Annotated in this window: 29 protein-coding genes, 1 pseudogene and 1 riboswitch; of the genes and pseudogenes, 20 read left to right on the plus strand and 10 right to left on the minus strand. The window is 52.9% G+C overall.

The annotated features are described in order from the left end of the window. Positions 1–12 precede the first annotated feature (12 nt). The 3 genes and pseudogenes from EVJ26_RS04460 to EVJ26_RS04470 all read left to right on the plus strand — a co-directional run. Positions 13–1470, plus strand: coding sequence for a methyl-accepting chemotaxis protein (locus tag EVJ26_RS04460; RefSeq protein ID WP_131468446.1), 1458 nt, complete (start codon positions 13–15; stop codon positions 1468–1470). A 101-nt stretch (positions 1471–1571) separates the two neighbouring features. Continuing rightward, positions 1572–1856, plus strand: coding sequence for a putative quinol monooxygenase (locus EVJ26_RS04465; RefSeq protein ID WP_131457617.1), 285 nt, complete (start codon positions 1572–1574; stop codon positions 1854–1856). 14 nt (positions 1857–1870) lie between these two features. Then, positions 1871–2578, plus strand: a pseudogene (locus EVJ26_RS04470) (VOC family protein); the annotation flags it as partial. 24 nt (positions 2579–2602) lie between these two features. Here EVJ26_RS04470 and EVJ26_RS04475 read toward each other — a convergent pair. The 5 genes from EVJ26_RS04475 to EVJ26_RS04495 form a co-directional block, all read right to left on the minus strand. Then, on the minus strand, positions 2603–4054 hold the full coding sequence (locus EVJ26_RS04475) for an LTA synthase family protein (protein ID WP_236635496.1): 1452 nt from the start codon (positions 4052–4054) through the stop codon (positions 2603–2605). A gap of 178 nt (positions 4055–4232) precedes the next feature. Further along, entirely contained in the window at positions 4233–5465 is a 1233-nt protein-coding gene (tnpB, locus tag EVJ26_RS04480) for an IS200/IS605 family element RNA-guided endonuclease TnpB (protein WP_370454199.1), read from the minus strand. Between the two features lie 188 nt (positions 5466–5653). Beyond that, positions 5654–6052 carry a VOC family protein gene (locus tag EVJ26_RS04485; protein WP_131469880.1) on the minus strand — a complete coding sequence of 133 codons (399 nt, stop codon included), beginning with the start codon at positions 6050–6052 and terminating at the stop codon, positions 5654–5656. A gap of 4 nt (positions 6053–6056) precedes the next feature. Continuing rightward, complete coding sequence (locus tag EVJ26_RS14515; RefSeq protein WP_236635497.1) at positions 6057–6320, minus strand: energy coupling factor transporter S component ThiW; 264 nt, start codon at positions 6318–6320, stop codon at positions 6057–6059. 63 nt (positions 6321–6383) lie between these two features. Continuing rightward, a riboswitch (TPP riboswitch) is annotated at positions 6384–6482 on the minus strand. Positions 6483–6506: 24 nt separating this feature from the next. After that, a complete protein-coding gene (locus tag EVJ26_RS04495; protein ID WP_071398567.1) occupies positions 6507–6827 on the minus strand; it encodes a hypothetical protein in 321 nt (106 codons plus the stop codon). A gap of 44 nt (positions 6828–6871) precedes the next feature. On the opposite strand from EVJ26_RS04495, the gene EVJ26_RS04500 reads away from it, so the two are divergent. Next, positions 6872–7840, plus strand: coding sequence for an aminoglycoside phosphotransferase family protein (locus EVJ26_RS04500; RefSeq protein ID WP_131469882.1), 969 nt, complete (start codon positions 6872–6874; stop codon positions 7838–7840). Here the strand turns inward: EVJ26_RS04500 and EVJ26_RS04505 are convergent, their stop codons facing one another. Then, entirely contained in the window at positions 7841–8587 is a 747-nt protein-coding gene (locus tag EVJ26_RS04505) for a hypothetical protein (RefSeq protein ID WP_131469884.1), read from the minus strand. A gap of 209 nt (positions 8588–8796) precedes the next feature. Between EVJ26_RS04505 and EVJ26_RS04510 the strand changes: the two genes are divergently transcribed. The 8 genes from EVJ26_RS04510 to EVJ26_RS04545 all read left to right on the plus strand — a co-directional run bounded on the left by EVJ26_RS04510 (position 8797) and on the right by EVJ26_RS04545 (position 15319). Continuing rightward, positions 8797–9336, plus strand: a complete 540-nt coding sequence (locus EVJ26_RS04510; protein ID WP_131457610.1) for a ribonuclease FAU-1 family protein — start codon at positions 8797–8799, stop codon at positions 9334–9336. A 49-nt stretch (positions 9337–9385) separates the two neighbouring features. Beyond that, positions 9386–10513 carry a tetratricopeptide repeat protein gene (locus EVJ26_RS04515; protein WP_131469885.1) on the plus strand — a complete coding sequence of 376 codons (1128 nt, stop codon included), beginning with the start codon at positions 9386–9388 and terminating at the stop codon, positions 10511–10513. A 145-nt stretch (positions 10514–10658) separates the two neighbouring features. Then, positions 10659–11093 (plus strand): MarR family winged helix-turn-helix transcriptional regulator, encoded by a 435-nt coding sequence (locus EVJ26_RS04520; RefSeq protein WP_131469887.1) that lies wholly within the window; start codon positions 10659–10661, stop codon positions 11091–11093. Between the two features lie 36 nt (positions 11094–11129). Beyond that, the gene (locus tag EVJ26_RS04525; protein ID WP_131457608.1) at positions 11130–12125 is read left to right on the plus strand and encodes a ring-cleaving dioxygenase; all 996 of its coding nucleotides are present in this window, start codon (positions 11130–11132) and stop codon (positions 12123–12125) included. Next, positions 12122–12751, plus strand: coding sequence for an NADPH-dependent FMN reductase (locus EVJ26_RS04530; protein ID WP_131469889.1), 630 nt, complete (start codon positions 12122–12124; stop codon positions 12749–12751). The genes EVJ26_RS04525 and EVJ26_RS04530 overlap by 4 nt, the downstream gene beginning before the upstream one ends. An 86-nt stretch (positions 12752–12837) precedes the next feature. Next, positions 12838–13314 (plus strand): hypothetical protein, encoded by a 477-nt coding sequence (locus tag EVJ26_RS04535; RefSeq protein WP_131469891.1) that lies wholly within the window; start codon positions 12838–12840, stop codon positions 13312–13314. 58 nt (positions 13315–13372) lie between these two features. Beyond that, positions 13373–14440, plus strand: coding sequence for a saccharopine dehydrogenase family protein (locus EVJ26_RS04540; protein WP_070329293.1), 1068 nt, complete (start codon positions 13373–13375; stop codon positions 14438–14440). A gap of 81 nt (positions 14441–14521) precedes the next feature. After that, positions 14522–15319 (plus strand): GNAT family N-acetyltransferase, encoded by a 798-nt coding sequence (locus EVJ26_RS04545; protein WP_131457607.1) that lies wholly within the window; start codon positions 14522–14524, stop codon positions 15317–15319. A 31-nt stretch (positions 15320–15350) separates the two neighbouring features. Here the strand turns inward: EVJ26_RS04545 and EVJ26_RS04550 are convergent, their stop codons facing one another. Together EVJ26_RS04550 and EVJ26_RS04555 are read right to left on the minus strand one after the other, a co-directional pair. Then, a complete protein-coding gene (locus tag EVJ26_RS04550) occupies positions 15351–16136 on the minus strand; it encodes an SDR family oxidoreductase (RefSeq protein ID WP_131469893.1) in 786 nt (261 codons plus the stop codon). A gap of 87 nt (positions 16137–16223) precedes the next feature. Then, on the minus strand, positions 16224–16538 hold the full coding sequence (locus EVJ26_RS04555) for a hypothetical protein (protein WP_131469895.1): 315 nt from the start codon (positions 16536–16538) through the stop codon (positions 16224–16226). A gap of 146 nt (positions 16539–16684) precedes the next feature. On the opposite strand from EVJ26_RS04555, the gene EVJ26_RS04560 reads away from it, so the two are divergent. The 3 genes from EVJ26_RS04560 to EVJ26_RS04570 all read left to right on the plus strand — a co-directional run bounded on the left by EVJ26_RS04560 (position 16685) and on the right by EVJ26_RS04570 (position 18454). Next, positions 16685–16990: a hypothetical protein gene (locus EVJ26_RS04560; protein ID WP_131469897.1), complete on the plus strand. Its 306-nt coding sequence runs from the start codon at positions 16685–16687 to the stop codon at positions 16988–16990. A 179-nt stretch (positions 16991–17169) separates the two neighbouring features. Next, positions 17170–17772: an NUDIX hydrolase gene (locus EVJ26_RS04565; protein WP_131457603.1), complete on the plus strand. Its 603-nt coding sequence runs from the start codon at positions 17170–17172 to the stop codon at positions 17770–17772. A gap of 94 nt (positions 17773–17866) precedes the next feature. Further along, entirely contained in the window at positions 17867–18454 is a 588-nt protein-coding gene (locus EVJ26_RS04570; RefSeq protein WP_131457602.1) for a GNAT family N-acetyltransferase, read from the plus strand. On the opposite strand, the gene EVJ26_RS04575 is transcribed toward EVJ26_RS04570, so the two are convergent. Next, the gene (locus EVJ26_RS04575; RefSeq protein WP_201738330.1) at positions 18435–18632 is read right to left on the minus strand and encodes a hypothetical protein; all 198 of its coding nucleotides are present in this window, start codon (positions 18630–18632) and stop codon (positions 18435–18437) included. The two genes, EVJ26_RS04570 and EVJ26_RS04575, sit on opposite strands and share 20 nt — an antisense overlap. A 68-nt stretch (positions 18633–18700) precedes the next feature. Between EVJ26_RS04575 and EVJ26_RS04580 the strand changes: the two genes are divergently transcribed. The 3 genes from EVJ26_RS04580 (at position 18701) to EVJ26_RS04590 (ending at position 20839) form a co-directional block, all read left to right on the plus strand. After that, positions 18701–19498 carry a GNAT family N-acetyltransferase gene (locus tag EVJ26_RS04580; RefSeq protein ID WP_131469899.1) on the plus strand — a complete coding sequence of 266 codons (798 nt, stop codon included), beginning with the start codon at positions 18701–18703 and terminating at the stop codon, positions 19496–19498. Then, positions 19498–19686 (plus strand): hypothetical protein, encoded by a 189-nt coding sequence (locus EVJ26_RS04585; RefSeq protein ID WP_131439518.1) that lies wholly within the window; start codon positions 19498–19500, stop codon positions 19684–19686. The genes EVJ26_RS04580 and EVJ26_RS04585 overlap by 1 nt, the downstream gene beginning before the upstream one ends. Before the next feature lie 166 nt (positions 19687–19852). Continuing rightward, on the plus strand, positions 19853–20839 hold the full coding sequence (locus EVJ26_RS04590; protein WP_131457600.1) for a M23 family metallopeptidase: 987 nt from the start codon (positions 19853–19855) through the stop codon (positions 20837–20839). Positions 20840–20901: 62 nt separating this feature from the next. On the opposite strand, the gene EVJ26_RS04595 is transcribed toward EVJ26_RS04590, so the two are convergent. Continuing rightward, positions 20902–21444 carry a TraR/DksA C4-type zinc finger protein gene (locus EVJ26_RS04595; protein WP_131457599.1) on the minus strand — a complete coding sequence of 181 codons (543 nt, stop codon included), beginning with the start codon at positions 21442–21444 and terminating at the stop codon, positions 20902–20904. A gap of 155 nt (positions 21445–21599) precedes the next feature. Between EVJ26_RS04595 and EVJ26_RS04600 the strand changes: the two genes are divergently transcribed. Beyond that, positions 21600–22124: a GrpB family protein gene (locus EVJ26_RS04600; RefSeq protein ID WP_071398548.1), complete on the plus strand. Its 525-nt coding sequence runs from the start codon at positions 21600–21602 to the stop codon at positions 22122–22124. 55 nt (positions 22125–22179) lie between these two features. Further along, positions 22180–22500 (plus strand): hypothetical protein, encoded by a 321-nt coding sequence (locus EVJ26_RS04605; protein WP_131469901.1) that lies wholly within the window; start codon positions 22180–22182, stop codon positions 22498–22500. The last annotated feature ends 63 nt before the right edge of the window (positions 22501–22563 follow it).

Raw genomic sequence — 22563 nt, forward strand, 5'->3', positions numbered from 1 at the left:
AAGGCAACAATCATGGTGAATCATTTTGAAAAAATGAGCTCGTTGTTAGTATCGCGTATGTTGATCGTTTTATTTTTCCTCTCTTATCCGATTATGGGTGTTTTATACTGGATCGGGGAGCTCGCTGGACAAGACGCAGTCAGTTTTATTGTGGTAGGGAGTGTCATTCAGATTGGGTCATGGCTCGGCCATCGCTTCTATGTAGAGCATGCTTGGTTGAAGTATGGGCTCGTCACATTGATGTACATTGCGGCTTCAGCGATTATCTTGACGCTACCAGGTGCGGCGATTCAAAATGTCGTCTTTCTTTACATCGTGTTGACGTTGATGTACTTGAATCGTCATCTTGTTCTATATGGTAGCATGCTCGCGCTAATCGTCTCGGTCTCAGCTGTCTTGATTGGGCGCTTTTCATTTGCAACGCCGCTCGACCTCGTCATTTGGTTCACGGTGCTCACAATGGCTTTGTCTGGCGCGTACTTTGTGTCCTTCTTTGGCGCAAAGTTGTTGCATGAGACGTTCGCACAGCAAGAGAAAGCAGAACAACATGCAGGAAAAATCGAGCTGACAATGGCGAAAACGACAGCGAGTGCGACTACGCTTCACGGAGCTGTCTTCACGATGAATGATTCAGTCGATTCAGTCACAAATGCTTCGGAACAAGTGACGGAACAAATCGGTTCGATGACGAAACGAACATCTGAACAGGCAGGTCTTATCCAAACTGTCGCTTCACAAATCCATTCAACTGTACAGGCGTTTGAACGAATGCAGCAGCAGCTCCAGGAGACAACGTCTCAAGTGAGTGGCGTCTTGCAGGACGCTCACGTCTCGCATGAAAACATGGACTCGACAGAACGTTCGCTTGCTGAACTGAACTTAAGTATCGGTGAAGTCAATCATGCGTTTAAAGGGTTGGCGGAGCGCTTCCAAGAAGTACGGACGATCACGGGGACGATTCAGCAGATTTCATCTCAGACGAACCTGCTGTCGCTCAACGCCTCAATTGAAGCGGCGCGAGCGGGTGAGCACGGGAAAGGGTTTGCCGTCGTCGCGTCCGAGATTCGAAATTTGTCGGCTCAAACCGCCCAAGCCTCATCTCAAATCAATGATATTATCCAACTCGTCATGCAAGAGGTACAAGTGACGGAACGGGCGATCGATGGCAGCACAGAACGTTTGTCGACGCAGGAAGAACAAGTCCGTAAGAGCGGGACGTCGATTCTCTCCATGATTCAGACGACAGGTACGGTCGCGAGCACGGTGGATGAGACATCGACCCAGCTCCAAGTCGTCGCTTCAGAACTGAACAAAGTCCATCAAGTGACGGGCCAAATGTCGGCACTGATGACAGCTCTCGAAGAGAACAGTCAAGACGTGCATGTGTTGACGACGTCGCAGCAACAGGCGTTGGCTTCGTTGAAAGATCAAATTGCAGAATTGAACGAGATTGCGAACGAACTCGTCTAAACGATGGACACGCCTTGAAAATAGGTGTGTCCATTTGCGTATACATCTCTTCTAAAACGGGAAAAGTTTTGCGTCAGTCCTAACATGAGGAGGAACGATCAATGGAAATTACAATCACAGCTATCTTAAAGGCTCACCCGGGCAAAGAGAGTGAGTTGCGTCAAGCACTCGATCAGGTCATCCCACCGTCGCGGCAGGAAGAAGGGTGTCTCGCCTACGTGTTACACGAGTCGATCGATGCGCCGGGTACGTTCGTGTTCTACGAGAAGTATCGGGACGAGACGGCGCTCGACCATCATATCAACTCAAGCCACTATCAAGCGTATCGGCAAGCTGCCGAGACGTTACTCGCTGTCCGTGACGTGTACCGTTTGCGAGAGGTCTGAAAGGAGACAGTCCGATGATCACACAACCGATTATTCCGTGTATTTGGTTCGAACAAGACGTCGAAGCGATTGCCGATTGGTACGTCTCGATATTTCCTGATTCATTCGTCGATTATACGACGAAACTTATCGACACCCCGCCTGGCGAGACGACGGTCGTCACCGTCTCACTCTTTGGTCAGTTCTTTCAATTGCTCGGTGCGGGTAACTTGAAGGAGCGGAATCCGTCCTTCTCCTATATGATTTCGCTCCCGACGTCAGAAGAAGTCGATACGCTGTGGGACAAGTTATCGGACGGTGCTGACGTGCTCACGCCGCTCGACACGTACGACTTTAGTGAACGTTACGGCTGGTTGAAAGACAAGCACGGTGTCTCTTGGCAAATCATGCACAACGGCGGCATGGACATCCAGACGGTGACGCCGTGTCTGTTGTTCGTCGGGGAGGCGTTCGGCCGGGCCGAGGCGGCGATGGACGATTGGGTCACAGTGTTCCCGGACTCGTACGTGCTCGACGATCAGATGATCCGTTACGATAAAGACGATGGCCCAGAATTAGAAGGGAAGTTGAACTACGCCCGTTTCGTCTTATCTGGACGTGAGTTCATCGTCATGGACAGTGCCGAGCATCACCAGTTCGCTTTCAACGAGATGCAGTCGTTGATCGCGTTTTGTGAGACACAAGAACAAATCGATGCGTATTGGGATGAACTATCGTCCGTACCTGAAGCCGAACAATGCGGTTGGCTACAGGACCGCTACGGCGTCTCCTGGCAAATCGTTCCGTGGGAAATGGAAGAGATGCTGACGACCGGCACGCCGGAACAGTTGGCGCGGGTAACGGCAGCGTTCTTGCCGATGAAGAAGATCGAGCTGACCGAGTTGCGGAAAGTATATTGAAACGAACCATGCCGCCCTTAGCGAATCAGGGCGGCATGGTGTTATTCGCGTTTTGTTTTGGAGAGTGCGTCTTTCTCGATGATCGCCATAAAAGACGACTAACGAATTATTCCACGTCCCGTTCGCCTTCAATTGATCGACCATCAACCCGACGGCCGCGTCGACGTAATGGACGGTATGGTAATAGTTTTGAAGCAGCGGATCGTCATATCCGGTCAAGTCCAAACGCTTCTCTTCTTCCGGAATGTCGTACGGCGTATGGCTCGTCAAAGCGACCATGAACGCATAAAACGGTTCCGCTAACGTGTCCATCGCTTCGACGGAAGTGGTCAAGAAGTCTTTGTCGTTAAGTGCCATGCCGATCACGTCCTGAGCGGGATAATCGTCTTTGCTGAAAAAATGATTGAAGCCGATATTGTCATAGACGTTGTCGCGGTTCCAAAACGTTTTGTCGAACGCATGCATCGCGGCCGTATCATAGCCGGCTTGGCGCAAACGTTCAGGTAAGGCGTCAAACGTATGGTCACCGTACTGAGTGTACACCGAACCGGATTTGACCGGGTAGAGCGAGGTGTTGACCGTGAATTCCGCATCCGACGTCCGGCCTTCGTGCGTCTGATGATAGAAGTTCGGGAAGTACAGCATCTCGTCACGAAGCGCGTTCAAGTTCGGCGTCAGTTCCTGTCCGTTGATCGTCTGTCCGATCACCGACGTCTGGAACGACTCGAGCTGCAGCATGATGACGTTCGTATCCGCCGTTGTCTTGACGTCAGTTGGAGTCGAGGTACCGAGCCGCGTCTCTTCTTGTCCGGTTAAGTCGCCTCCGAAGCCGAGTTGGTCGCCGATGCCACGGAACAAGTCGAGGCCGTGATACCCCCAAAAGCCGTACTCGTAATATTCACGCATGTTTGAAATCGGTGCTTGCTCGTCATCATTCGGCTGACTGACGGTTAACGGAACGACGAAGGCGGTCAAGCCGATGACAAAACCGGCAGCGGCGATCCGGCGGTTTTTTCCTGTGACTTGCGCAGGTCTTTTTCTCATATAGACGAGGACAGCGGTATAAAGCACCAAGTCCGCGAACAATAGAAAGTCGGTCGGTTGAATCAACGTCAGGAAGCCGCCGCCGACGTCGCCCATCTGACCAACGTCTGACAAAAGCGCGACCGACAACAGATTGCCGAAATAGCGATAATACCAGACGTCGGAGATGAGGAGTGTACTGTGTAGAAACAGCGAGGCGAATAAAATCCAGCGCCGTGTTTTCGTCTTCACGAGCAACGCCCAGCTCGTCATCATGAGAATCATCCCGATGTTGACGAGTAAAAAATGAACGTTGAACGCGCTCGCGGTCAAGACGCTGAATAAAAATAGTTTGGCAAGTGATAGTGACAGATAACTCCAATAATCAAGATGTTTCTTGAACTACCCCCACCTACGCTGCGCTTAGAGGTGAGGGATTCCTGGGTCATCCGGTCTAACGACCGAAACCTGACCAGGCTAACCCCGTCGTCCCGACGGTTGAAGAGGCCAGGATGCGTTCGGCCTCTCGTTTGAGGTTCAGTCCTGCGTTGACATCGCGGTCGTGGTGGGCGCCGCAGTTCGGGCACGTCCACTTACGCAAGCCGAGATGTTTCACGTCTTTGTGTTGATGGCCGCAACCTGAGCAGAGCTGGCTCGAGGCGAAGCTCCTGCTGACTTTCACGACCTGTTTGCCGTACCAGTCGGCCTTGTATTCGAGCATGCGGAAGAACGCCGACCAACTGACGTCGGCGATGGCCTTGCTCAATTGGCGGTTCTGCTGCATGTCCTTCACCTGCAGCGTCTCGATCCCGATGACGTCGTGGTTTTTGACGATCTCGGTCGACACCTTGTGCAGGAAGTCTTCTCGCTTGTTGGCGATCTTCTCGTGGATGCGCGCGACCTTGCGCTTCTGCTTCTGGTAGTTCTTCGCCTCGGACAGCTTCACCTTCTTACTCATGGCGATGAGCCGACGGCGTGACAGCTTGCGCTGCTCGCGAGCAAGTTTTTTCTCGAGCGACTTGAAGTGGCGGTCGTTCGGGTACACCGTCCGGTCCGACAAGATTGCGAAGTGCTTCAGACCGACGTCGACGCCGACCGAGGAGCCGGTTTGAGGAAGCGGCCCGATGTCCTGCTCGACCTTCAGGGAGACGAAGTACTTGCCCGTCGCGTTCCGGCGGATCGTGGCGCTGAGGATCCGGCCCTCGACCCGTCTCGAGTTGGCGAACCGGACCCACTTCAGCTTCGGCAGTTTGAGCCGTTCCCCGACGATCGACATCTCGGGGTTTTGCGACCTGCCCTGGATGTTCGTCGTGTACGACTGGACCGGGTTCCGTTTCGACTTGAAGCGCGGGTGCCCGTTCTGTTTCGTGAAGAGCCGCTCGTAGCCGTCGGCCAGGTGCTTCAACGACCACTGCAGGGCCGTGCTGTCCACCTCCTTCAGCCACGAGAGCTCCTCTTTCATGGATGGGAGCGCGTCGGAGCACGCGCCATAGGACAGTCCCGCACCGCTCGCCTGGTACGTCTCGTCCCACTTCGCCAGGAAATGGTTGAAGACGAAGCGGGCGCAGCCGAGCGTCTTGGCGATCAGGACCTCCTGTTCCTTGGTCGGGTAGATGCGGAATTTATAGCCCTTGTGTGTCGACACGCCGTTCACCTCCTCTAGGTATTTATACCCAGAAAAGGTCATGGCGATTCATCACCCACTTTCGCTAGGGCTTCGCCCCGATCGCTTAGAAGTGGGCGTATTCTCGCCTATTTTTGATAAATAGCCTCCAAACGGTACGTACACGCTGTATTTCTTTTTATGTACCTGTTCGCAGACAGCGGGAAACATGGAGGTGTGCGATGCGGACGAAAAAAAGCGAGGCGAGCGCCTCACTTAATCAAAAACGTGTCCCGAAGCTCGATAATCGTGCCTTCTGGGGCTTGTAGTTTGCTCAGGTGGCCATCGACGACGAAGTAGATATTCCCGCCGTGTTTCGGCAAGAACGTGACACCGAGCGCCTCGAGCCGACCGACTTCCGCTTCAAGGTCATCGACGTACAAGGCGAAGTGAACGGGTCCGGCCGCATGTTTCGAATACGGCGATAACGTCTCGTCGGTCTTCGCCGTCTGGAGTTCGATATAGAAGTCGCCGAGCTTGAGCCAACTGTTGAACGCCCGGGTATGGAAGTTGGGTGACTCTTGGACGAGCTCAAAACCGAGCGCTTCATAAAATTGCTTCGACGCCGCGTAGTCGGGCGTTTGGATACAGAGATGGTGGATTTGTTTCATCGTGTCACTCCTTTGCTTTCATTTTAGCGAATAGGAGCCTGAAGCGGAACTTTTCTTGAACGAAGACGTATACGACACCGAGGAGGGATCCGGTCACGAACGCGACGAGGACGGCACCAATCGGACCGACGGTGACGGCGGCGATGACGTTCACCATATGTTGCACCGGATAGGCCCTGGCGACACCGGTCGGGATGGAGATGAATAGGGAGCCGATGATGGCGATGGCGATGAGCATCGCCATCCAAGTGAGTTGTTGAATACGCATGAAGTGTCTCCTTTCAAAATGAAAACGCCACTTCTCCAAGTGGAAAAGTGGCGTGGACAGACAGACGTATCCAAGCCACTTCCCTACGCTGGTATGAGCCAGATCAGGTTCGAAGGGTCCGGCAGTTGCCGTCTCAGCCCGAAGGCTCCCCTAGTGGTCGTTTATTGGTTTGAGTATAGCATAACGTTATTTTGTTGCCTCAATTTTTCGCGGTCGGAAGATGAAATAAATGATACCGCTATACAGGGCGTATAAAAACAGGGAAAACACGAGATTGATGAGCCACGGGAGTGTACCCATAAATACGGTGACCGAGGCGTTACGGAACCAGCCGAGTGAAAGACATAGTCCGACAAAGCTGAGCACGATCGTCGTCCAAAAGCTGATATCTGGACGCCTCGACACGCGGCGAACGACTAGACCGATTATGAAGCTGAAGACAGCCGTCGTACCTAAATACATATAGAGTAACGCATCAACCGGGTATGAATAATAGACAACGTCCATATTATTTCCTCCTAAACGAAGTGTGGTGAAAGGAAGTGAGGTCAGTGAGGGGTGCGATCCCATGGCGTGACGAGTCTTACCGTGAACAGTTCGAGCACTGGCTCGATGGTCACGTGCCAGGCGTGACGTGGCGGGTTGTGAAAGATACCGATTTGACATACTTGATGTATGGAGAGTACGGAGCAGACCGTTACTACGCCAAGGCGGTGACGCCAATTAGTGATGGCGAGGCTGAACTGTCGATGCATCTAGCCGAACGGCATCCGGGACTCGTCCCGGAGGTCATCGCCATTGACGCGACACACAACTGGCTATTTATGCGGGACATCGGCGGGGATGCACTTCGCGAATACCCTAAGCACAGTCGGTACGAAGCGGCTGTGCGTCAATATGCGAAACTACAGAGAAAAGAAGCGAATTACATGGATACTCTTTTGGCCTACGGCATCCCGGACCGGCGTCCGGCTCGTCTAAAAGAAGAGATACGGACGTATTTACCCGAGTTATGTACGGGGTTAGATCGAGATAGGGCAGAGGCGGTGCTGGCGCTCCAAGACGAACTCCTCACCATGTGCGACGAGCTCGCGACTGGGCTGCCGATGAGTCTCGAGCACGGCGACTTACATGGCGGCAACATCTTTTGGCGCGAACAGACGGATGACTTATGTATTCTCGATTGGGGCGATGCGACCGTCACCCATCCGTTCTTCAGCGTCCGTGTGTTTTGGAACGCGCTCTACGACTTGTTGCCAGAAGACGATGAAGTCGCATGGTATGAACAGATTCAGAAGATGCGTACCGTCTACTTGGCTGAGTGGGAAGGTGTAGCGCCTCGGGACATGCTATGGCGCCATTTGTTGATCGCTGAAGAGCTCGGTTGCGTGTATCGGGCGCTGTCGTGGCATGTATATGTGACCAACTATCGGTATGATCCGTCCGAGTCAGCCGATAAACCGGCCCAATGGCTTAACTTGTTCCTCGAGTATCGGGACTTGAAACGTCGCGGTACGTGATCACTCGTTCTTCTCGAGCAGGTTTTCATAATCCGTCTCGTTCCAAAACAGCTGGGCGATCGACTCCGGTGCTTTCAAAATCTCACCGTCTTGGTCGTAGACGATAGCGTAGCCGTTTTCGATCTCAAAGACGATCAAGTCGGCCGTCACTTCCTTGACGCCGTTCCCGGCAATGATGACGTTCTCGATTGGGTCGCGTGCGACTTGAACTCCCCATTCGTCGAGCTCGACGATGAGCGCTGACGTGTAGGCATGGCGGTCGTAAATCGATTGAAACTCGTCTTGCGTCAATGTGACGTCGGTCGGCGGGGCACTCGTCCCGTATTTGCGCTTCGCAATCTCCTCAACGAATTGCGTGAACGACTCTTCTTGCCAAAAGAGCGGTGCGACCGACTCGGGACCGTTGGCAATCTCACCGTCTTCATTCTCATAGACGGTCGCGTACGTACCGTCGTCGAGCTTGAACGGATAAATATCGGCGTATGTATGATGGATCCCGTCCCCGGCGATGACGACGCGTTCGAACGTCTCCCGGAACGGTGTTAGCCCTTGGGTTTCGAGCGCTGCTAACAAGTCTTGGGCAGTCTCGTGTTGGTCAAAGACGTCTTTGAAATCTTCTCGTGTCCATTCGATCGTCGCTTCTTCATCTTGTTCGTTCATATCAGGAGAGACGATTGGTTTCTCGGCTTGATCGGTACAGCCTGTCAGCAAGAACGCGCTTAAGCCAAGTAGTCCTAACCGTTTCATAAAACAACCCCCTAGTAAGTTACATTATTTCCCTATTTTACATTAGCGTAGCATGTATGAAATGGGATGAGAACCTGGATACTTTCTCATCTAGGGCAAATGGAATCGCTACCTTGTCTGGTTCAATCAATACAACCTGTACGATTGAACAGGGGAATGTCGACTTTTGGCGAACACATTTAGGAAACTGATCTAAAGGAGAGAGAGAGATGCCAAAACGAAAATTTGCCAATCGTCGTGATTGGGAACGCATATTAAAAAATCGATACGCGCAAATGGAGGTGCGGGACGACCGCTTCTCGGGCACCGTCGCCCTCTTCCAAATTGACGCCGTCCGAGCCCCGCAATATAAGATGCATAACGGCGAGGAGTTCATCGTCGCCGACGCAGGTTACGCGTGGCTCCAGTACTTCTCAGAACATGAACCGTTCGGGGTGACCGTCATGTTCGACGACCGGGGCAACATCGTCCAATGGTACATCGATATCGTTGAAGGGATCGGGTATGAGGATGGGATTCCGTACATGGATGACCTCCTGCTCGACATCCTTATCTTCCCGAACGGTGACGTCGTCCGTAAAGACGAGGATGAGTTCGAAGCGGCAGCCAAGTCAGGTGAGCTCACGCCGGAGATGGTCGACCGTGGCTGGCGTGATTTCAAGGCGACGCTCGATCGGATCGAACGCCGCGACTTCGTCTATTTTGATTTAGCGAACGAGCATTACGAGCAGTTGAAGCAAAAGCTTTGAGTCTTCCCGTACTGCTTTTGGTACAGTGAAAGAACAGGGGGGAAGATAGATGAAACAAATTGATCTCGAGAAGTGGCCGCGTAAAAAGCATTATGAGTTTTTCAAGGCGTTTGACGCCCCGCATTTCAACGTGACGGCGAACGTCGACGTGACGAAGCTACATACGTTCGCGAAGACGCGCGGACAGTCATTTTTCAAGCTGTTCTTATACGGCGTGGTGAAGACGGCGAACGCCATCCCGGAACTTAGGTACCGGATGCGCGGTGACGTGGTCGTCGAGCATGATGTCGTCCATCCATCGTTCACTGTCATGATGGACGATGACGTCTTCAATTTTTGTACGGCGACGTATAAAGACGCGTTTCCCGACTTCATGGAGGAAGTGGCCGTGCGGATGAGCGGGGCGAAACGAGAAGTCGTCGTCGGAGATGACGAGCCGGACAGCCTGCTCTATATTACGAGCGTACCTTGGCTCACGTTCACGAGCATCAGTCACCCGACGAATGACCAACAGCACGATAGCGTTCCGCGGATCGCCTGGGGCAAATTCACGAAAGTTGGCGACCGGATGATGATGCCGCTCTCGGTTCAAGCGCACCACGCGCTCGTCGACGGCGTCCATGTCGGGAAATATTATGAGAAACTGCAGGCGTGGCTCGATGATTTGAGCGACCTTCACGTCAAACAGCCTGAAGAGGTCGGACTCGACGAGGCGATCCGCCTGCGCGAGAACGGAGAGCTCGAGCGGGCGAAGCAGCTGTTGCTCATGCTGTTGCGTCAAGATGAGAAGAATCCACGACTCCACGCGCAATGTGCCTGGTGTTATGACTCGCTCGGCGAAGAGCGTCAAGCCGTCCCGCACTATGAGCGGGCCATCCGACTCGGTCTGAGCGGTCAAGAGCTCAGTGAGACGTATATCGGGCTCGGCAGCACGTACCGTGCGCTCGGTCGTTACGAGGATGCCGAGGAGCTGTTTGCTAAGGCGATCGAACAGTTCCCTGACATCGCTGCCTTGAAAGTGTTCCAAGCGATGACGCGTTACAACCTCGGACAGCATCAGGAAGCGACCGGTGCGTTGCTCGAGCTGCTCGCTAGTCCGCAGCCAGATGACAGCATTCAGCGTTATCGTCGCGCCATCGCGTTTTATGCGCGCAACCTCGACGAGACGTATGACTGATCCGGAAGACAAGGCCTGTGGAAGCGGCCTTGTCTTTTTTGGAGACGAATTGATTGACCGATCCAAATTGCCGTGTTATATTTATCTCGAATTAAAGATAATTAAATTTAAAGTATTGTTTTCTCTCAACAAAGGAGGGGAAAAGATGAAACAATCAGACGCCTTAAAAGCGATTACCGTCTTATTTAGGGCCTCGCAGTCGATCCAGGACATGGTCAAACAAGAAGTCGCTGCATATGGACTGAACGCGACCGAATTCTCGGTACTCGAACTGCTCTATCATAAAGGCGACCAACCGATTCAAATCATAGGTAAAAAAGTCTTGCTCTCGAGCGGCAGCATGACGTATCTCGTCGATCGGCTCGAGGCAAAAGGCTACTTGGTCCGGAAATCTTGTCCGAGCGACCGCCGCGTGACGTATGCCGCATTGACTGAAGCGGGAACCGACTTGATGGATCAAATTTTTCCGATACACGCGAAACGGATGCACGAGTTGTTCGACGGACTCGATTTAGATAACACAATCACTCAATTAAAGACGGTCGGCAAACGTGCCGAGGCGTCAAATTTTTTTAATTAATTATCTCGGAATCAAGATTTTGAAGGAGCGATTTAGATGAACCATGTAAAAGGGATTCACCACGTGACGGCGATCACGAGCAGCGCCGAAAAGAACTATGACTTCTTTACGAACGTCTTAGGGATGCGTCTCGTCAAGAAGACGGTCAACCAAGACGACATTCAGACGTATCACTTGTTCTTCGCGGACGATAAAGGTAGCGCCGGGACGGACATGACGTTTTTCGATTTCCCAGGCATCCCAAAAGGCGTGCACGGGACGAATGAGATTTCAAAGACATCGTTCCGTGTCCCGACGGATCAGGCACTCGACTACTGGGTCCGCCGTTTTGATCGGTTAAAGGTAAAACATGAAGGCATCACCGAGCAGTTCGGCAAGAAGACGCTGTCGTTCGTCGACTTTGACGACCAAGCGTATCAGCTCATCTCGGACGAGTTCAATCAAGGTGTCGCTTCCGGTGAGCCGTGGCCAAACGGTCCGATTCCGCTCGAGTATGCCATTACTGGCCTCGGGCCAATCTTTATCCGCATCTCTGACTTCACGTACTTCAAACAAGTGATGGAGCAAGTCATGTTGTTCGAAGAGATCGGGCAAGAAGGTGACAACCATCTCTTTGAAGGAGGTGAGGGTGGAAACGGAGCGCAAGTCGTCGTCATCCATGACGAGACATCTCAGCAAGCACGCCAAGGGTTTGGAACGGTTCACCACGTCGCGTTCCGCGTCGACGACCGCAGCGTCCTCGATGAATGGACAGCGCGGCTGCAACAGTTCGGGTTACCGACGTCAGGTTACGTCGACCGCTTCTTCTTTGAATCATCATACGCACGCGTCGCACCGCAAATCTTGTTCGAATGGGCGACCGACGGACCAGGATTCATGGGTGACGAACCGTATGAGACGGTCGGTGAGAAATTGTCGCTCCCACCGTTCTTAGAGTCGAAGCGTGAGCAGATCGAAGCGATGGTCCGGCCGATTGATACGGTCAGAAGTACCAAAACGTTCGAGAAAGAATATGAGGGTATGCCATCATGAGTTTTTTCAATCGTTTGTTCGGTAAACAAGAAGCACCAACCAACTCACAAGGAGGAACTACTATGTTGAAAATTGGAATCGTACTCGGATCGACTCGTGAAGGACGCGTTAGCCCGCAAGTCGGAGAATGGGTAAAAAAACTTGCCGACAAGCGCGGTGACGCCAACTATGAAATCATCGATATCGCGGACTACAGCTTACCGCTTCTCGGCGAGGCAGGCAGCGACGCGACAGGTGCCGCGGCATGGTCGGAGAAGATTGCAGAGATGGACGGTTTCGTCTTCATCGTACAAGAGTACAACCACTCGATGACAGGCGCGCTCAAAAACGCCCTCGACTACTTACGCAACGAATGGCATAACAAGGCGGCAGGGATCGTCTCGTACGGTTCGGTCGGCGGTGCTCGGGCAACTGAGCATGTGCGCGGTGTCTTGAGCGAACTCTTGATTGCCCACGTCCGGGTCCACCCAGCGCTCTCGCTCTTCACAGACTTCGAGAACGGCACGCACTTCGCACCGAAAGACGTACAAGTCCAATCGGTGAACGATATGCTCGACCAGCTCGTCCCGTGGACAGAAGCGATGCAGACGGTCCGTACGAAAGCGGCGGAAGCAACGAACAACTAAGTATTCGGCCAGCCCTTAAACAGGCTGGCTTTTTTGTGCGTTTCTCGGACGAGTAGTGTAAATTTTAAAAGAGTGGGGGGATAAAAATGTGGGAGCGGAAAATTGTTACGGCTTCAATGACGGCACTGATTTATGCGTTCTTATTGGTCGCTTTTGTTGTCCTACCGCTAGAATCGGATAGCGGAGGACTATGGGATAACGTGAACGGGTTGCTACTGTTGACGGCCGTTTATTTAGCGTATAGCTTCCCGGCTATCGTTACTTACGGCGTTTTGACGTCAATATTCAGTGACTGGTTGGCGCGCCGTGTACCGAAGCGGTTTGAGACAATCGTCTCGTTTGGATTACATATCGGATTCGGGCTCGTTTTACTTTGGCTCAGCCTAGGGGCGGCCGTTCTGTTCTGGACGATTGATCGCTGGTTGAAACATAAAGGCCGTCGATTTGAACGCAGACAGGCGTTGTCTAGTCTGGTCGTGCCTGCCGGTGTCTTATTAGCGGTCGTTGGGATTGTTTACTTTGTCGGCATGGTGCAAGATGTCGTGCGTCATCTGTACGGGTGAAAATCGGACGAATAGGGAACAGGGAAAGGAAGTTTATCGACATGGAGGAGGAATCGTGATGAAATGGATGATCTATGGCGCGAACGGCTATACGGGTGAACTGATTGCCCGGCAAGCAGTAAAAGAAGGGATGACACCGGTGCTCGCAGGGCGGCGTGCGGACGCGATCGAGCGGCTCGGCGATGAGCTTGGATGCGAGACGCGTGTCTTTAGTCTGTCGCTCGACAAAGCGAAGCAGGAACTCGCTGACATCGACCTCGTCTTGCACTGTGCTGGACCGTTCGCCGATACGAGTCAGCCGATGGTCGAGGCGTGCCTCGCGTCACAGACTCATTACCTCGATATTACCGGGGAAATTGAAGTATTCGAATACATTCATTCGAAGAAACGGGCCAAGCTCGCGCAAGAAGCAGGCGTGTTGCTGTGCTCGGGTGTCGGCTTTGACGTCATCCCGACCGACTGTGTGGCCCGCAAGTTGAAGGAACTCATGCCGGACGCGACGAATCTCGCCCTCGGCTTCTCGGCCGCTGCCGGTATTTCGCGCGGAACGATGAAAACAGCAATCCGTGGGCTCGGCTCGAGCAGTGCCGAGCGGAAAGACGGAAAACTGTCGCCGTTCCCGCTTGGGGCCAAGCGTCGACAAATCGACTTTGGGCGCGGCAAGAAAACAGCGCTCGCGATTCCGTGGGGTGACGTCTCGACCGCGTATTATACGACGGGCATCCCGAACATCACGACATGGATCCCAGTTCCCCCAGTGGCCGGATATGCGTCTCGTCTCATGTCGTTCTTTAGTCCGATTCTTGGTAGTGACGCTGTCCAAGGACGTCTCTTACGCTATGTCGATGAACATATTAGCGGACCGGATGAGGCGGAGCGGGACGGGTCGTCGACGTATGTTTGGGGTGAAGCAACGAATGCAGACGGACACAAATATATCGTTCGCATTCAGACGGCGAGCACGTACGCCTTCACCGTCTATGGGGCGCTCGAGGTCGTGAAACGTCTCGTCGGCTCAAGCCGGGTCATTCCTGGAAGCTTCACACCAGCGATGTTGTTCGGCTCGCATTTTATCGAAGAAATCGAAGGGTCGTCCTCGTTCGTGATTGATGAAGTCCGCCTGTAAAGCGGTGCCTTGTAACGGAATCACAATCTGTTCGCAATCGAAGTGTGGTAAACTCAGGGAAGATTAGAGGGAGGGAACGAGATGAAACGCTTAGAACTAGCCAGGCGCATCGAACGCATCAAAGCGGAAGGGACGTCTGCCTACATCAGGCATCGAAAACAGACCCCTCCCTATGAAGGTTCGGAGTTAATCGTTGAAAATAAAGGTCATGTGTTCCGGATGGGGAATACGAGTTTTGCGGTCGGGTTCGGCTTGAACCGTCCGACGAGCTTTTACGATCTGCACCAAATGGAGAAGTGGGTCCGTGGTAAGAACGTGTCCCGCCTACATATTGAGGTGTGTCCACTCGCGGACATGTCGCTCATTCGCCTGCTGCAGGAACGAAACTATACGCTCGATCACTTTCTTGACGTCTGGTTGCTCGATGTGAACGCGTTTGAGTTGCCAGAGAGTGAAGCGACACGTGTCGAACGTGTGCACGCTGATAACGTGAACGAATGGGCCCGGGCGATCGCGACAGGATTCGCCGAGACAGGGACGGTGCTGCAAGAGACGATTGATACGGCGAAAGGGTTTTATGCGTTACCGGAAAACCAGGCGTTTCTCGTCCGTGAAGACGAGACAGCGGTCGCCGGCGGTATTCTCGCCGTTCAGGACGGGATGGGGGAACTGTTTTTGACGAGCACGATTCCCGATTATCGAGGAAAAGGGTATCAGACCCAACTCATTTTAGAGCGAGTCGCCGCGGCAAAAGCGATGGGTTGCGAGTACGTGACGGTGACGACGAAAGTCGATACCGCCTCGGGACGCAACATGGAGCGCCTCGGTTTTACACCGTTTTATCAAAAAGCAGTCATGAAAAGTCCGATTCTCAAATAAACAGGTCGCCCCGCGGGGCGACCTGTTGTCGTTAGAGTAGTGATTCGGCACCGTCGACGTACACTTCTGATCCGGTGACGTGGCTCGACATATTGCTCGCAAAGAACAAGACGACGTCGGCTACTTGCTTCGCCGTACCTGATTTTCCGGCGAGCGGTTGGTTGCCTTCTGGGTATTCGATCGGGATGACGATTTCTTCAAGTAACGCGTCGTCCCGGTTCGTCGAGTCATCGATGTTCGTATCGATCGCACCCGGACAAATCGTGTTGACCCGAATACCGAACTGGGCGAGCTCAGCCGCGGCCATTTTCGCAAAACCGGTCTGGCCGGCTTTCGTCGTCGCATAGCCGCTGAAGCCAAAGTTTTTAAAGAAACGGTTCCCGTTGATCGACGACGTGATAATGACGCTACCGCCTTTCTCTTTCAAGTAAGGGATCGCATGTTTCACGGTCAAGAACGTGCCCGTCAAGTTCGTCTCGACGACCCCGTTCCAATCTTCGAGCGACAAGTGCTCGATCGGTGTGATCGTCCCGTTCCGTCCCGCGTTCGCAAACACGATATCGACATGTCCGAACCGTTCGACCGTCTGTTCATAAGCCCGTTTCATCTCGTCTTCGTTTGAGACGTCAGCACTAATTCCGATGGCGCGGTCCTCGCCGATCAAGCTCGCGAGCTTCTCAGAGTCCTCTTGGTTCAAGTCGACGATGGCGACTTTTGCCCCCGCTTGGACGAACCGGATGACAGCGGCGCGTCCGATTCCTGACGCCGCTCCTGTGACAAACGCGACTTTACCCGACAACAATGTATTTGAAATCATGTATTTATCTCCTTTCAGCTACCTGTTGTCATATTCCACTGTTCCGAGAAAACTATGCCCGTTTCTTTGAAAAAGATGATTCTTTGCTTACTCGGACGTTACCTGAATCGATAGCGCAATCTTGAGCGTCGCATCCGGATCGAGCTCGATGGTCACATGTTGACCGGCACGAAGTTCTTGCACGTCGCTAGCAAGACCCGTCACTTCCGTCTGGTCATTAACTAGAATCGTATGCAATTTGATTTCATCCATATCCGTCTCGGCTGGACCAATCATCAGTTGAGGGATTTCAATCCGTTCGATGCGTCCGTCGAGCGTGTGATCGTTCCACGTGCTCACCCAATAGATTGCTAACAAAAAAAGACCGATGAACGCGAAGGCAAAGATGAGTCTAGCTCTCATGGTGATCCTCCTCTGCGGTACCCCGGTGCGATGGTTTCCATTAGTTATTTACCCGAAATCAGGAATTTATATAGGCTGATTTTTACAGGGATTTGAATGACAGATGCGGAATATAGTAAAAAAATTGAAGAGTGGAGGCGCTGACGATGGTTCTAGTCGGGATGGTTGGGTTAATCATTTTAGGATTGATTGCTTTCGGGTGGTGGACGATCGGGTTTCCCAGACGGCGGGTGTGGGGTGGGCTGATCATGCTAGTGGTTTCCTTCCTCTTTTCGCCGCTACTACTCGTCGCGAGCGGCGAGCGCTACGGATTTGATGGCGTCGTGGCAGGATTGGTAGCGCTGTTCTGTATGGTCGGGGGCGGTTTTTTCTTCACGACACTTGGCTGGACTGGTCGTCACCGAAAAGTCAGGAAAGTCCGGACATTGTCGGAAGACCCTGATCTGTTTTAGTTTGGGTTGTCGTTGCCCCTTCGAAACCCGTACAGTAAACGTATGGAACAAAATGGAGGGATACATGTGTCGACACTGATTAAACCGACCGCGTTACGGCCGGGCGATACGATCGGCATCGACGTCGAGCTCGATGCGACCGCCGGGACGATCACCTTTTTAGAGAATGGAGTGACGACATGAGCGAATTTATTACCGTGGTCGACCGGACACGTAAAAGAATCGGGTTGAAGCCCCGGTCCGACGTCCATCGTGACGGCGATTGGCATGAGACGTTTCACTGCTGGATGATTGACCCGACGCATCTTTACTTACAGCTCCGCAGCGAGACGAAACAAGATTTTCCAGGACTGTTCGATATCACGGCAGCAGGACATCTGGTTGCCGGAGAGACGGTCCGGGACGGGGTCCGTGAGATTCAAGAAGAACTGGGAATCGAGTTATCACTCGATCAACTGACTGCTCTCGGAGTGTTTGAAGATGTGATTGAGACGGGAGCGTTTCTAGACCGGGAGTTCGCCCATACATATGTCTATCCGTACGCTGGGGAGGCGTTCACGTTAGACGTTGACGAAGTAGCAGACGTCGGCAAAGTTGATTTCGAGGCGTTCGTCGCCTTGCTCGCCGGTTCGCGCGAACAGATTGAGGCGACTTCGGTCGTAACCGGAAAGACGTTACGCGTGACGAAAGAGACGCTCGTTCCACATCCGGAGACATACTGGAACCAAGTGATTGAAGGGGTTCGGACATTTCGGGAGAAAGCAGAAGGCCATGATGATTGATATCATCTGGCGACTGTTGAACGGATTGCTCGTGCTCGGTTTAGGGGGAGTTCTAGTTTGGTGTTTTCGCAAGTGAAGAGGGGGAATTGACGAGATGGAAGTTGTACATCCAGTAACACCACTCGAGATTGAGACGGCGCGCTTACGATTGCGGGCACCGCGCACGAGCGGTGACGAGCGTGTCGTGAATGCGGCGATTCGGGATTCACATGAGGAGTTCCGGCAGTGGTTACCGTTCGCTCAAACGGTCCCGACGTTAGAAGAGACCGAGATCAATTTACGACGTGCCCACGAACTTTATGTGCAAGAGGAGAGTTTTCGCTACCTCATCTTTTTACGAGATACGGGAACGTTCGTCGGCACGGTCAGTCTGCAAGGCATCGACTGGGACGTCCCGAAGGCAGAGATTGGATACTGGCTGCATTCGATGCACACCGGACACGGCTACATGGGCGAAGCGGTCGAGGCGGTCACGCGGTTCGGGTTTACACATTTCGGATTCAAACGGATCGAGGTCCGTTGTGAGTCGACGAACCGGGGCAGCCGGATGATACCAGAACGTCTAGGGTTTCAACTTGAAGGCATACTGCGGAACGACGACTTGTCCGCCGATGGCAACCGCCTGACCGACACGGCCGTCTATGCGATGCTGCCCGGTGAACTCAAACCGTCAGCGACATGATTCGTTGTTCGCCGACGGGTATAGCGTTCACAATGACGACGGGGTGCACACCGCCCGGGATTATCGAGTCGATATCTTTTGGCAACGTCGTATATTTCTCTTGATCGAGCGGCAGCGTGAACGTCTCGAGGACGGGCCAGTGTTTGTCTTGAAGCGGTTCGAGTGTGACGGATGACATCGTTATTCCTCCCTCATTAGAAGTAGCGCACTTTCAGTATACAAAAAATGAATGGGAAAGGATCAACTATGGACCAACAGATCTCGTATCAACAAAATGCACCACTATCCGACATGTATCAAGCTTTCATGGACGGGTTTTCTGATTACATAATTCGCTTTGACATGGATGCGGCAGGATTCGAATCGACCTTCCTCGTCCGGGATCAAAATCAACCGTCACGCTCCATCGTCGCGTATGCGGACGGACGTCCGGTCGGTGTCGTCTTGAGTGGGGTGGCCCATTTAGAGACAGGTTGGGTCACGCGTTGCGGTGGTCTGGCCGTCTCCCCTGCGTTTCGGAAAATAGGGATTGCCCGCGAGTTGATGCGCCGTTTTGACGAGCAGGCAACGGGGACACGTCTACTTGAAGTCATCCAAGGCAACGACTCGGCACTCGCTTTGTACGAGCGGCTCGGGTACGAGACGGTGCGCGAAATCTTTTATTTCGACTCCGTTCCGACCGAAACGGAAGCGACACGCGCGATCGAACCGGTCGTGACGCTGTTCGATCGCTATTACCCGTCGGCATCGCACCGACCGATCTGGCAAACGGACGCCCGGACGACCCAGCAACGAGCGGAGCTCGTCCGGATCACAGAAGGCGACAAAACAGGGGCGCTTTTGTTCCGGTCAGGCGTCCTCCTCGACGTTTTCAGCCGGGATGAGGATGCGGAATGGCTCCTACGGGCGGCTGCAGCGAATGGACCGATCAAGTTGACGCTCACGTCGGATCGTCCTGCATTGATCGAGGCGGCGCGAACGCTCGGGTTCAAACAAGATGCCATCGCCCAGTTTGAGATGGTGAAGCGCGAGACGGGTGTCTGATGAGACGTCTTCTTCCCATGTTGATGGTCGGTCTCATCGTCGGAAACTTGTTCACGATTCTCGGATTGACGACGAACTTGTCTCCGTCAATCGACCGTGTCTTTCTGTTCGGGGGGCCGGCGGTGACGTTTATAACTGCTGTGGGTATTGTCTTTGTCGTCCTAAAAATGAAGCGAGACAAACGGTGATGAACTCTTCGTGAAGATTGTGAGAGTGCTTGCTCATTGTTTTGAAATGTTCGACATACAAATGAAATGCTTCATATATTGAACTTTTTAGGTAGGGATGCTATATTCGCACTTGTAGCTTTTTATATAGCTAGCGAATCATCCTATTTGGAGGTTTTATCAATATATGTGGAAACAACTTTTACTAACTGTCGGTGTCGGCGTACTCGTTTTGAATGGCCCGGCGTCGGCCTCAGCAGATCAACTTACCCCGCAAGAGCTCGTCAAGACGACGAAGTCCCTTCAGAAGATAGAGCGTGATGTTCGCGCATCAAAGCAAGCGGTTGAAAAGGCGAAGCGTCATGTGCAGACCGTCGAGACGCGGGCGGATGCGCTTCAAGCTAAACTAGATCAAGTAAGCACTCAGCTCGAAGCGTATGAAACGGCTTCGACCCCTGAAGAGACGTCTTTGTTTAAACAAGTACTGTCGTCTGTCCTTCCTAGCGCGAAGGCGGAAGCGGCGGAATCCGAAAAAGCCGAGACAGATTTAAAAGCGAGAGAAGCCGAAGCTGCTCGAGCGTTAGACGAATTGAGTGATCAACAGGCCGAAGTGAAGGCCGAGCGGGAACAGGCGAAGGCTTCACATGCGGCAGCGTATAAGCAGTTGAAGGCACAAGCTGCGCAATTAACAGATTTGAAGAAGCAAAAAGCGGCAATCGCACCAGATCAGTTTATGATTCCGGCGACGGGACGTCTGTCACAAGGGTTCGGCCCCGCTAGTGGACAATTCGGCTATACGTTCCACAACGGGATCGATATCGCCGCCAAAGTCGGGACACCGATCTATGCAGCGGCTGACGGCAAGGTCATCGACGTCAAGACGAGCGGCCCTTACGGCAAGCACGTCTTCATCGAGCATGACTTGAACGGACAGAAGTGGACGACCGTCTACGCCCATATGCATAAAATCGAAGTGAAGAAAGGCCAAGCGTTGCTTCAAGGTGAAGGCATCGGCCAAATCGGCAACACGGGCAATTCTTCAGGTCCTCACTTACATTTCGAGGTGCATCAAGGAAAATACGGTTACTCGTCAAGTTCGGCCGGCAATACGGTCAATCCGATGGACGTAGCGGAAGTACTCGGCGGCACATCACCAATCAAAGCGGTTTATTGACACGACGCGACGTAGCGTCGTGTTTTTTTGCGCAAAAAAAGCCGCATTACAGCGGCTCTCGTTCATTCGCGGGTTGGATCGTGATTGCCTTTGGTGTCGGCGATTGTATCCGAGCTTCCGAAGTCTTCGACTTGGCTGAAGGCGTCAGTACTTTTCCCGGCGTCATCTGTTCCGTCGAGCTGTTTATGGGCAGCCGTCTCAGACGCGTTGAGGACATCTTCTTCGACCGGACGATCGAGGTCTGTTTGATGCTCTTGTTCTTCCTGCTCACGTGCATGTTCGATGCAAAGCGTCGCTTCTGGGATGATCTCGAGCCGATCGAGTTCAATTTCTTTCCCGCACACTTCACATTTTCCGTACGTCCCGTTTTTGATGGCGAGAAGCGCCTTATCGACGTCCGTTAAAAATTCTTCGTCGAGTTCGGTGAGTGCGTGGTCACGTTCGCGTAAAAACAGCTCTTCTCCCGAATCGGCGGGATGGTTGTCATAGTGCGACAACTCTCCTTCGTCGTAAACTTCTTCACGATTTTCCAGATACCCTTCGGTCTTGGCTTTCTCTTTTAGTAGACGTTCTTTGAACGTATCGATTTGTTTTTGTGTCAACATACGGTCCACTCTCCAGTTCTGATTTCATTAGTATAAGCATTTCCCATTTTGCGACGCGACAAACCTTTCTGTCGGCAAAGCGGATTTCTAAAGACTTGAGAAAACGGGTATGATGACAATGAGTGTCAATTGTCGTGGAATAAGGAGGAAGCAACATGAGAAAAGTTGAGGTTGTGGAATACGATACAGCATGGACGGAAAAGTTTGAGGACGAGTCGAGCAGGCTCGAACGATTGCTCGACGGTGAACTGATTGTGATTCATCATATCGGAAGCACGTCTGTCCCGGGGCTTGACGCCAAACCGATCATCGATATCATGCCGGTCGTTCGCCAAATCGAACGCGTCGATGGATTGATCGGCCACATGGAGGCCCTCGGTTATCGCAGTTTCGGCGAGCACGGTATTCCGAGACGGCGCTTCTTCGCCAAAGGTGAGGACGTGCGGACGGTCCATGTCCACGTCTTCGAGGAAGGAGACGAAGGGGTCGTCCGGCATTTGGCCTTTCGGGACTACTTGATGGCGTTTCCGGACGTACGTGCCGAATATGCCGCTCTCAAACAACAGCTCGCGAGCCAACATCCGGAAGATATCGAAAGCTACATCCAAGGAAAACAAGAATGGGTGTCCGAAACGGAGCGAGTGGCGACGCTTTGGTATTTGTCCCAGCAACAGAAATGAAACTTTTTTCCGCTTCATCTCGTAACGATAAATAACAAGTTGAGGGGGAAACAGGATGAAGCAATTTCTTGGGAAATGTATCGAGTACGCGTTTGTCGCGCTCGTATTCGTCGGATTATTCTTTGGCTTGCGCTATGGGGTCCATCAGTTCGTCCCGGCAACGGAAGAGATTCAACGTTACACGTATCTCGTCTTAGGGACAGCCGCTCTCGTGTTTCCGGCTTCGTTGTTCGGCGGCTATTTCCTCGCCCGTCCGATTCAGCGCCGGTTGAACGGAACAGCGACGGTCAGTTCGAACCACGTGTTGCGTGGTGATGAAAAGCCACACGGGATCACGGAAGATCGAAACGGCACGCACACTGGGGGCGGTTTATGATGCGCTTGCGCCCCACTAGTTCGGTTAACGAAGAAGCCGCCACGTTTTACGAACGTGTCGGCT

Source organism: Exiguobacterium sp. SH3S1, from assembly GCF_004337105.1.
In the GTDB taxonomy this organism is placed as follows: Bacteria; Bacillota; Bacilli; order Exiguobacteriales; family Exiguobacteriaceae; genus Exiguobacterium; species Exiguobacterium aurantiacum_A.